Below are 11,685 nucleotides of genomic sequence, written 5' to 3'. Positions count from 1 at the left end.
GCGCTCGACCTGTCGGCCGCCCTCGCCGACACCGACGGCTCGGAGAGCCTCTCGCTGCTCGTCACCGGCCTGCCGGCGGGTGCCGTGCTGTCGGCGGGCAGCCGTCAGGCCGATGGCTCTTGGAGCCTGACCGCCAGCCAGCTCGGCGGTCTTGCCCTACGCGCGCCGGCCAACTTCTCCGGCTCGATCAGCCTGACCCTGCGCGCCACCGCTACGGACCACGACGGCAGCACCGCCGTCAGCACCGCACCCTTCAGCGTCACCGTCGGCGCCGTTGCCGATGCCGTGCGGATCACTGGCGCAGGGAGAGGCGCCGAGGACAGCTGGATTACCCTGCGTGGTACCGTTGCCCTGCTGGATACTGACGGGTCCGAGACGGTCAACACCACGCTCGTGGTGAGCGGCGTACCAACCGGTGCCGTGCTCTCCACCGGAACGGAGATCTCGTCCGGCGTTTGGCAAGTGCCGCGCAGTGCCTATGAGAATGGCACCCTCGCACTCCGCCCGCCGGCCAACAGCGATGCCGATATCCGGCTCACCATCGCCGCCACCACCACCGACAGCGGTGGTGGTGTGACCAGTCAGCAGACCACAGCGGTGCCGGTCACGATCCTCGTCCGTGCCGTGGCCGACGCACCGACCGTCATGGTGGCCGATGCCCATGGCTCCGAGGATGGCGTGATCCGACTTGCCGGCCTCGGTGGCGCGCTCACCGACACCGATGGGTCGGAGAGCCTCAGTTTCTCTATTGCGGGGCTGCCACACGGCGCCAGCCTGACCCAGGGCACTCCGCAGCGCGACGGCAGCTGGACGCTGACCCCGGCCCAGCTCGCTGCCGTGTCCTTCAACCCGCCCGCCAACTTTTCTGGCACTATTGCACTGACTCTCACCGCCATCTCGACTGAGCGGAACAATGGTGCGCCGAGCGCCCGCACGTCGGCTGGCTTCACCATCAGCGTGGATCCGGTGGTTGATGCTGGCACCATCACGGGCAATGCTGCCGGCCATGAGGACAGCATCATTCGGCTGACCCCGGAGTTTGCGACGCCCGATGCGGATGGCTCGGAGAGCTGGTCAGCCATCAGCCGCATCAGCGGCGTTCCAGCCGGTGCCGTGTTGACCGAAGGCACGGAAGTCTCGCCTGGCATATGGGAGGTGTCGACAGTCAACTTGCGCAATGGAGTGGTCGGCGTGCGGCCGCCGGCCAATAGTGATGCGGACTTCAGCCTCACCATCAGCGCGACCCTGACCGATACCGGCAATGGCACTTCGGTGACCCGCACCGTGACTGCCACCTCCATGGTGACAGTGCAGGCAGTCGCCGACGCCCCCGTGGTTACTGCAGCCGATGTGGTAGGCGCCGAGGATAGTGCCATCCCGCTGACGCTCTCGGCAGCGCTGGCCGACACCGACGGGTCGGAAGGCCTGCACGTCTCGCTTCTGGGCGTGCCCGCTGCCGCGACCCTCTCGCGCGGAACCCGCGCTTCGGACGGCAGCTGGACCCTCTCCCTGGCCGACCTGCCCGGGCTCACCTTGACACCTCCAAAGGATTTCTCGGGTCCGATCACCCTGACGCTGCGTGCCACCGCCAGCGATCACGACGGCAGCTCTGCCGTGACCGATGCGGCCTTCACTGTGCAGGTCACTGGTGTGGCGGACACGCCGGATATCCGCAGCGGCGCCGGCATCGGTCTCGAGGACACCGCGATTGCGATTAAGGTGGCCGGCACCACGACGGACACCGACGGTTCAGAGAGTATTGTTGCCTATCGCCTACTCGACCTGCCTGCCGGAGCGGTGCTCCAAGCCGGCGGCGTCGCCTTGGCTCGCCAAGCGGACGGCAGTGTGCTGGTGGACTCCAGCATGGCCGCAAGCCTCACCGTCACCCCACCGGCCAATTCCGACACGGACTTTACCCTGCGCGTGACGGCCATCAGTGCAGAACCGATTGGCAGCCGTGCCGAGAGCGCGCCGGTCGACTTGCGGGTCTGGGTGGTGGCGGCGGCCGACGCTCCGGTGTGGCAAAACACCGTCGCCCATGGCACCGAGGACACACCCATTCTGCTCGACCTTGCGGCACAGCTGGTTGACACAGACGGGTCCGAAACCCTCTACTTCCTCGTCTCCGGGCTGCCTGCGGGCGCCAGTCTCAATGCCGGAAGCTTTCGTGGCAACGGCACCTGGTCGCTCACGGCGACCGAAGCGGCGTCTGTCGGATTGGTACCGCCACGGGATTTCGCCGGCACCATCGCCCTGACCGTGACTGCGGTGTCGCAGGAGGTGAATGGCGGCTCTCAGGCGGCTGCGAGCGTCAGCTACACCGTGCAGGTTGGCGCCGTGGTGGATACCCCTGCGGTTGGTGGTCTGGACGGCACAACCGGCCGCTGGAATACCGCCAGCGGCGTCGAGGACCAGCCGATCGCGCTCAACCTGGACCCGGGGCTTGCCGACCGCGACGGTTCCGAGACCCTGGTGGGCGACATTGTCATCGGCAACGTGCCGGCAGGCGCTGTGCTGCGGCTCGCCGATGGGACCATCGTCACCGCGGGCGCGGACGGCTTCCACCGCATCGATGCGGCGCAGCGGAGCGGTGTGACGCTGACCATGCCGGCGAACAGCGACGTGGCGGCGACGCTGACGCTGCGCATGACCATCGAGGACACCGGTGGCGTGCGGCATGACATTGGCGGTACGCTGGTGGTTGATCCCACGGGTGATGCCGACATGCCCGCGCTGACGTTGCCGGCCTCGACGGGCAGCGGCCATACCAGCACCCGTCCAGACACCGGCTGGGTTTCGTTGCAGATCGGCGCCGCAACCCCTGACGCGGACGGGTCGGAAGCGTTGCATGTCTGGGTACGAGATGTTCCCGCCGGTGCGTCGCTGTCCGCCGGCACTCCGGCAGGCAACGGCCTCTGGCTGGTGCCCACGGCCTCGCTCGCCGCACTTGCGATCCGCCCACCTGCTGGCTATGCTGGCGACATCACGTTGCGGGTCTCCGCTGTGACGACGGAGCGCGAAGGCGACGAAGCCGTACGCACCAACAGCGTCACTATCACTGTCACGGCGGCGGGGTCGGGAAGTGGCCTGACATCCGGCAGCGGGTCAGGCCCCGACATTGACCTCATGACTAGTCCCAGTACCGCCCCAGCACCGACATGGGGCACGGCTGGAGTGACCCGGACGGCATCTGCGTCCACGCTCAAGGGAACCGACGACAACGACACCCTGTACGGCCGCGCCAGCCGGGATCAACTCATTGGCGACGATGGCGATGACACCCTGTATGGCTATGGCAGCAACACCGGAGTTCGCGACCAGCTCGTTGGCGATGGTGGGAATGACACGTTTGTCTTCGGCTCCAGCGCTGAGCTCGCGTCCACGGTGGTGAATGCCGGCTCGGACGACGACACAGTGCGTCTTTTAGGTAGCTTCAACACGGTTGACGATTCGATGTTTGTCGCGCCCGCTGTCTCAGGCGGAGGCGTCGTCCGATTGGTGACAAGCGCTGAGCGGCTCGAACTTCTCGGAACGGGAATGGTGAGTGTCTCCATCGGGACCAACTTCGAACATTCGTTCGGCAATGCCGCGATCGAGGCGCTGCAAAGCTCAGCCTTCAAACTGAATGCCGCCGGCTACAATAAGGAGCTGACAATCCTCTCTGGCGCCGGGAATGACACCATCATCACCGGCGACGATGAGGACCACATCGATGGCGGCGCAGGCGACGATATCATTGTCGCTGGTGCCAAGGACGATACGATCATAGGTGGCGCCGGCTCTGACAAGATTGATGGCGGTGCCGATGACGACCGTCTTGTCTACCGAGGCAACCGCGCCGACTACGTGGTTACCGCGCTGACGGGCGATCCAGACGGCTACCAGTTCAGCGTCGCTTCGAAAAGCGGTGCCGTCGATAAGATCAAGAACATTGAGTATCTCGATTTTGCGGACGTGTCCGGTAAGACCCCGGCCTCCCTCGCCGCGCAACCTGCACCCCGTGCTCCGGCCGCGCAGGCGCCGCATTTGCATGTCGTCGATGCGGCGGTCATGGAAGACAGCAGCGTCGCCCTCGCTATCAGCGTTGCCGGTGCCGATGCCGATGGCGGCCGTGAGACGCTTGGTCTTCGGATCGATGGTGTCCCGCCGGGTGCCAACCTCTCAGCCGGTGTGCATGATCCGGTCACCGGCGCCTGGGTCTTGCGCCCCGACGAGCTCGCCGGCTTGCGCCTGAGCCCAGTCGGAAACTTCGCTGGCACGATCATGCTCACCGTCAACGCCATCGCGGCGGAAGCCACGGGCGACCTGGCGAGCACCACGGCGACGCTGCGGATCGAGGTCGATGCGGTCGCTGATGCTGCCACGATCCGGGCGGCGCCGGGGGATGGTGTGGAGGACACCGCTATACCGCTGAACCTTACCATTATGCCCGGTGATGGTGATGGCAGCGAATCTGTCGTGGCGGTTCAGCTATCCGGCCTCTCGCCGGGATCTCGCATAGCGCCCGGTACCGGCATCACCGACAACGGCGATGGCACCTGGTCGGTGGCGCCGGCCCATCTGGGCGATGTCCGCCTCCTCCCGCCCGCCCATGCGCATGGCAGCCTTACAGTGACCGTCACGGCCATGGTGCGGGAGGTCAGCAATGGCAATATGCGTAGCAGCTCGCGCGACATTACCGTCGAGGTCGCGGCCAGCCCTGATACACCCGACGTCACCGCAGGCGATGTGACGGGCGCGGAGGACTCGCCGATTGCACTGCAGATCGGTGCGGCCCTGGTCGACCAGGATGGCTCCGAAGTGCTCTCGATAGTGCTCTCGGGTATGCCGAGCGGTACCCGCCTGTCCACCGGCGTGAATAATGGCGACGGCAGTTGGACGCTGCGGCCGGAGCAGCTCGCCGGTCTCACGCTGATACCACCCAATAACTGGAGCGGCGACATGGCGCTCCGCGCCACCGCCTATGCGCTCGAGCGCTCCACCGGCGCCAGTGCCAGCACCCACATCGATTTCCATGTTCACGTCGACGGCGTTGCGGACGCACCGCTGGTCACGGCCGCCCCGACGGCGCGCGGCACCGAGGACAGCGCCGTCAGTATCGATATCGGAACGCAGTTCGTTGACGATGATGGCTCGGAGAGCATTGAAGTCATTGTCACCAATGTGCCCGCGGGCGGGCACTTCTCGTCCGGTACCGCCAATTCCGACGGCAGCTGGACCATCCCAGGCGCGGCCCTGCCCGGCCTGACGTTTACGCCGCCGGAGAATTTTTCCGGGACGCAACGTCTCGACTTGGCGATCAGTTCGGTCGATGCCGATGGCAACCGACGCAGCGTGCCGGTGTCGGTGACGCTGACGGTTACACCGGTTACGGATGCACCAATGCTCACCCTCGGCACCGCGCAAGGCGACGAGGACACGGTGATACCGCTATCCATCGCCGCCGCGCTCACCGATACCGACGGATCTGAGCAGCTCCTGCGCCTGGAGATCACCGGCGTGCCAGCCGGGGCCGGCCTATCGGCCGGCACCCACAATGCCGATGGCAGCTGGACGCTGTTGCCGGGGCAGCTCGCCGGTCTCGCGCTGAGCCCGCCGGCCAACTATGCCGGCACTCTGCAGCTCTCCGTCACCGCCGTCGCGGTCGAGACCGCAACCGGGATCGAGGCCTCGACCACGGCTACCCTCGATGTGCAGCTCCAGCCTGTCACTGATGCGCCGGTGCTCACCTTCGGGGCGGCGCAAGGCGACGAGGACACGGCGATACCGCTGCCCATCACCGCCGCGCTCACCGATACCGACGGGTCTGAGCAGCTCCTGCGCCTGGAGGTCACCGGTGTGCCAGCCGGGGCCAGCCTGTCCGCGGGCACTCACAACACCGATGGCAGCTGGACGCTGCTGCCGGGGCAGCTCGCCGGTCTCGCGCTGACCCCGCCGGCCAACCACGTTGGCCCGCTGCATCTCTCTGTCACCGCCGTCGCGGTCGAGACCGCAACCGGGATCGAGGCCTCGACGACGGCCACCCTCGACGTGCAGGTCCAGGCGGTGAATGACGCGCCCACACTGGTGCTGGCCAGTGCCCCCGCAGCCGCGGTGGGAGCCCCAGAGGCCGCCGCCCTTGGAGCGGCCGCCGCTGCGGATGGGGATAGCGCGCATCTCGGCAGCGCTACTGTAACCCTGGCCGGTGGCGCCTCCGGAGACCAGCTCGTCATTGGTGGCTTCAGCCTCGCGGTGATCGACGGGAAGACGATGGTGGGCTCGACCGGCATCGAGGTTGTGGGCGGGGGATACGATAGCGCGACGGGCAGCCTGACCCTGCGCGGCGACGCATCGCCTGCAACCTACTCTGCAGTCTTGCAGGGATTGGTGCTGGAGAATGCCGGCGGCGCCGGACTTGCGACCGGCACTCGCACCATCGGCGTCGTCCTGCACGACGATCTGGGGGCGGTGTCGGTGCAGCAGACGGTAGGACTCGTGGTGCAGCCCTCCGTATTGGCAGGCAACGGGCATGATCAGTCTCTCGCTGGCACAGCCGGACCGGACAGTTTTATCGGCTCTGCCGGATCAGAAACGATGCAGGGCGGTGCCGGAGCCGACATTTTCATCCTGACGGCCGGTGGCGGACATGATGTGATCGACGGCGGCGGTGGGTCGTGGGTCGACGCCATCGAGGTACGCGGCGCCGGCGCGCCTGACAGCGGATCCTGGACCATGGTGGTGGACACGGCCCAGGCGACCGCCACACCCTCAGCGAATGCGATCAACTTCGACCAGCCAGTTTCCGGGCACATCCAGTTTGCTGACGGGACGCATGCCGAGTTCAGTCACATTGAACGGGTCACCTGGTAAGTGGCAACAATGCCGGTGCGGGTGTCGAAATCCTCCCCAGACAGGATGCCCGGCCGGTTCTGTCAGGGCTCGTGTCCGGCAGACCGTTTGCCGGCCGGAGTGCCGCGCGTCTGCGCCGGGACCAATGGGCCGCCAGCGGGAACACGACGCCCGCTGCATGCGCGGGGCTGACAGGCATGGCGCAAGCGGTTGGAGCTGCATAGGACGCGGCGGCGACCCCGGACTCCTGGGGTCATCGGGGCCCATGCCCGTCACAGTCCGGGAACCGCGTCCTTGGCAGTGAGAGCTCGACCGCCCTCGTCGGCCGGCCCGAGGGTCCCGCTGCGGCCGCCGTCGCGGCCGTGCCCCGACCGCCCCTGGTCCCTCAGACGCCGTTTTGGGCGGGCGCAGCGCCCGCATCATTGCAGAGAGGCGCCGCGCTCGGCCATGCGTCGTTGCCCATGACAGCACCAGCTGGCGCGTCGGCCGGCACGGCTACCGCACCCCGGACCAGGTCGCCGCCGACTGCCGCCGCCTTGCGCCATGCCCACCAGCCAACCCACCCGTGGCCGCCTGAACAGCGCAACAGGCGGTCGCATCGTCCGGACGTTCGACAACGGCCTGCATCGTCCGACAGGGTCATCGCACTGGCGCAAGTTGTTCAGGCCAAACCGACGGACAGCGCAGGCGACTTGGGCGATCGACGACTATGCCGCTGCGGCCATGTTGTGGACGGCGGCACGATGAAAGGGAAGTGCGATGGAGCAGGTCAAACCTCGAGGGTTCCAGCCCCAGTCTACGGATCCGCCAAGTTGGCCCCGGATGGTTGCGTCGATCAGGCGCGACCCAAAACCTCGGCGGCTGGGCGACGTCACCGGCGGGCCGCCGGTTTCCACCCATGCGAGGTGCAGTGTTTCACCGCGCTGATCCAGCCGCCACACAACCTGCACCCGCCCGTCGGGTACAGACAGCGCCCCGTACTTCACGGCATTCGTCGCCAATTCGTGCAGCACCATGCCAATCGATTGCACAGCATAGGGAGCAATCGGTAAACGCGGGCCACTGAGCGAGACGGGGGTGCCCGACGTCTCCGGTATGCAGTAGGCTGCAACCTCCTTTTCGATGATCGTGTGCAGGTCTGCTCCAACCCACCCTCCCTGCGCGAGAAGCGAATGCGCTCGAGCGAGAGCAGCGACGCGCGCCTCAACCGCCTGCGTGAAGGATGTGACATCTTGCGCCGGCGTGAGGCGCAGCACGGATTGCACAACGGCCAGCACGTTCTTGGCGCGGTGGTCCACCTCCCGGGCAAGCAGGTCTTGCCGCTCCTCCGCGGCACGACGTTCGGTAATGTCCCGCGTGATGCCGAGGTGTCCGATGCGTCCGTCCGGGAGTTGAAGCGGTGTGGCATGGGTTTCCATGTGGCGACGCGTGCCACGCAGGCCGATGATGTCGAACTCCCATCGCAGCGCCTCACCCCGGCATACCCTCCCGTGTTTCGCCTGCCACTCGGCGCGGTGTTCCGGGACGATCATGTCCAGGACAGGTCCGCCTTCGACGTCACTGAGGGACGCGGCCTCGACCATGCACAACCCGGCGGAATTCATCTCGAGCAACCGGCCGTCTGGGGCGACGATTTTGATGCACTCAGGTGTGGTCTCGAAGACAGCACGCAGCCTCGCCTCGCGTTCGGAAAGCGCAGCTTCCGCAAGCTTGCGGTCGTGAATGGTCTCGATTGCGCCGAGCCATTCAGTAATGCCGGCTTGCTGGTTGAGGATGGGAACGGCCCGGCTTCGGTGCCACACCCAGCGCCCGTCGCGGACACGAACGCGGAACTCGAACTCTTTGGGACGCCGTTCGGCCAAAGCTTGACGCCAAAGAGCCTGTATCGAGGGGCGGTCGTCGGGATGAACCACTTCCAACCAGCCGTTGTCGCGCAGCTGGTCCGCATTTTGCGCTGTCAGCACCTCCCAGCCCCGGCTCTCGATGATGCGGCCGTCAGCCGTGGCCCGCCACAGCGCCACAGCTCCGGCCTCGGCCAATCTCTGGCTACGCCGCTCGCTTGCGGCGATAATTGCGCCCGCTCGGCCAATGGCTGCGCTCAGGTGATTGAGCTCCGCAATGGGAGAAACCCGGTCCTTTTGCGCTGACAAGGCAAGCGCCTCGGCTCCACCGCCCGACGCAACTGCCTCAGCCTGCTGCTGCAGGGCGGTGACAGGATGGAGAATCCGTCGGCTGAGCCACATCGCGTAGGTCAACGCGAGAGCCAACACCATCGCTCCCCCCCCGAGCAGCGCCATGATCAGCGGGCGCCAGCTCGCGCGATAGGCGGAGACTGAGTCCCACACCGTCAGGGTCCAGCCGGCGATGCCTGCAACGCGCTGGAACGCGATCTCGGCCTGCTCTCCGGCCAGCGTTCGACCGGCGGTAAGCCCGCTCTCCTGGCCAGAGATGGCTTGGGTGTACCAGTCAGGCACGCGCTGACCAACGAAGCCCTCAGCCGCGGAGGATCGTGCCAGGATGACGCCGTGACTGTCGGTCAGCGTAGCGACCGTTCCTGGCGAAAATTGTGGGGATGCGAGCAGATGGGACAACTCGTCCGGTGCGATGCGGGTACTGACCGCTGCAATGACACGTCCATGGCGCTGGACAGGAACCGTCAAAGCGACGACGGGCTGACGATTGACGGGACTGACCTGGAGGTCACTGACGCCGAAACGTTCCGCAGTGAACACAGCGCGGACTGCGGCGTCAGCAGCAGTCGCCGAAGGAACCTTCTCAAAGGGCCGGTCAGAATCGATCAGTATTTGCAGGTCTGGTCCAATCAGGGAGACGGGAGAGGCGACTGCAGCGGCAGCCCGTCGTGCATGGACATAGAAGGCTGCAAGATCGCTCCCTACGCCGGTGTCGAGATGAGGTGAGGCCGCAAGGGCCAACAAGGTCGTTTTGCGATTGGTGATTTCGCGCTCGATAGCGACAGCGAGGGCGCGTGCGGCTTCGCGCCGGCGATCTGTGTACGCATGCTGGTAGCTGTCCATGGCCAACCAGGCCCCCATGGCGCCAACGCCGAGGGTTGGAAGCGACACAACAAAAACGATAAGTTTCAGGTATCCTTGTAAGGTTAGGAGGCGCAAGGCAACACCCTTCGACCGGAAAATTCTACTATCGGAACACGCGCCAGCACGGAGCGAGATGCGGGCATTGCGGCGGCGGGCTATGACGGATCGCAAGACTGTTTACAACTGGATTTTGACTGTGCCGTACTCGCGGTCCCGGCGATCTCGCAGCGGATGCTGTTTGTAGCATTGTGGTCCCCGCCTGTGAGCGGTTCGAGCGCTCCTCAGCGATCGATGGCGACCTCTGGGCATAGCGGGTCTGCCCGGGCCGGAATGCTGGTATTGGCGATCATTGGCTGTGTCGTATCGGGTCGCTGGCTTGAGGACCTGCGCCATCACGCTGGCGAAGGGTTGCGACGCCATGCCGACCGACACCTCACCGGTCCGCAACGTAATCACGTTGAGAACGAAACGCCGCTGATCTTACAAATCTGTCATAGTGCATGTCCAAAATCGGAGATTGTTTGACTCCAACAGTGCAAAACGACAGACAAACAGCAAGAAACCGTTTTGCAGTTGCACGATATTGAGGAGCCGTCCATGCCGCCTGCCGACATGCCCATGAATGCCCGAATCCCGGCTCTGGCGCTGAACAACCCGGGCAAGGGGCAGATCAAGAAGGCCGTCGATGCCGATGTGAAGCTGATGGCCCTGGCCGTCGCCGAGACTCCCACACTGAACGATGCGCAATTCAAGCAGCAATGGATCGAAAATTTCGACACCCGCCCTACCGTAACGACCCGGCAATGGGGCGATGTGAAGTTCATCGACGGCAAAGCCGTCCTGACCAGCACCGATGTCACGCCCGAGAACACCACGGTCAAAGGCGCCAATGACTGGCAGGCTGCCGGATTGATGGTGCCGCCCACCGGGGCGGCCGCTGGCAATGGTTACGGTCTATATACTATCGTGGCGCGAACCGATACTGAGGAGGCCCCGGGCCCCTTTGCCTGCCTGTGGCCGGCGACCGATCGCTGGCCTGGTCCGGAACTCGACATCTTTGAAAAGGCGTCCCGCAATAACTCCGATGGTTACTCGACTATCCACTTCAAATCGGCCAGTGGTGGTGATGGTTATACAGTGTACCGCTATCCTGCTGGCAAGATCAACATGAGCGAGTTCCACGAATATTCTATGGAATGGGCTGCGGATCACATCAGCCTCTATATCGACAAGCAGCTGATCTACACGACAACGGTGAATGTCCCCAAGAGCTACGCCGATGGTGGGGAGAACTCCGCCTTTGGCGTGGGCATGAAGCCGGATTGGGCCTGGGCGCAGCAGAATGGCCCGACCAACATCCTCTATGTCGAGTCCATGAGCTACGCCGCGCCGGTCGTGGTGGCGCCGCCGCCGCCGCCGCCGCCGCCGCCGGCGATCAGCATCGGCGATGCCACGATCGCCGAAGGCGGCCAGTTGCAGTTCACGGTGACACTCGACACGGCCAGCACCACCCCGGTGACCGTGGCCTATGCCACCACCAATGGCACGGCCGATGGCGCCGATTACACGGCCGTCGCCACCACCCTCACCTTTGCGCCCGGGGAGCGGAGCAAGACGATCGTGGTGGACACCACGGAAGACGAGGTTGTCGAGCCCAACGAGACCCTGACCGTCACGTTGTCCGCCCCGACTGGCGCCACGCTGGCCGATGCCGAGGCCACCGGCACCATCACCAATGACGATGTGGCGCCGGTGGTTCCTGGCATGCGGGTGGCAGATGCCAGCGGCGAGGAGGGCACCG

The 11,685-nt window shown here is 65.6% G+C and carries 3 protein-coding genes; 2 read left to right on the top strand and 1 reads right to left on the bottom strand.

Features of this window, described 5'->3' with window-relative positions; all coding sequences use genetic code 11:
• The first annotated feature begins 84 nt into the window (after positions 1–84).
• Entirely contained in the window at positions 85–6,849 is a 6,765-nt protein-coding gene (locus EP26_RS31445; protein ID WP_157034036.1) for an Ig-like domain-containing protein, read from the top strand.
• 686 nt (positions 6,850–7,535) lie between these two features.
• Here EP26_RS31445 and EP26_RS32850 read toward each other — a convergent pair.
• Positions 7,536–9,863: a PAS domain S-box protein gene (locus tag EP26_RS32850; protein WP_169747581.1), complete on the bottom strand. Its 2,328-nt coding sequence runs from the start codon at positions 9,861–9,863 to the stop codon at positions 7,536–7,538.
• A gap of 618 nt (positions 9,864–10,481) precedes the next feature.
• Here EP26_RS32850 and EP26_RS37200 point away from each other — a divergent pair.
• Positions 10,482–11,685 (top strand): Calx-beta domain-containing protein (locus EP26_RS37200; RefSeq protein ID WP_211259676.1); only part of this gene is annotated, 1,204 nt, incomplete at its 3' end.

Source organism: Belnapia moabensis DSM 16746, assembly GCF_000745835.1.
GTDB lineage: Bacteria > Pseudomonadota > Alphaproteobacteria > Acetobacterales > Acetobacteraceae > Belnapia > Belnapia moabensis.
This window is presented reverse-complemented; position numbering and strand designations above follow the sequence as displayed.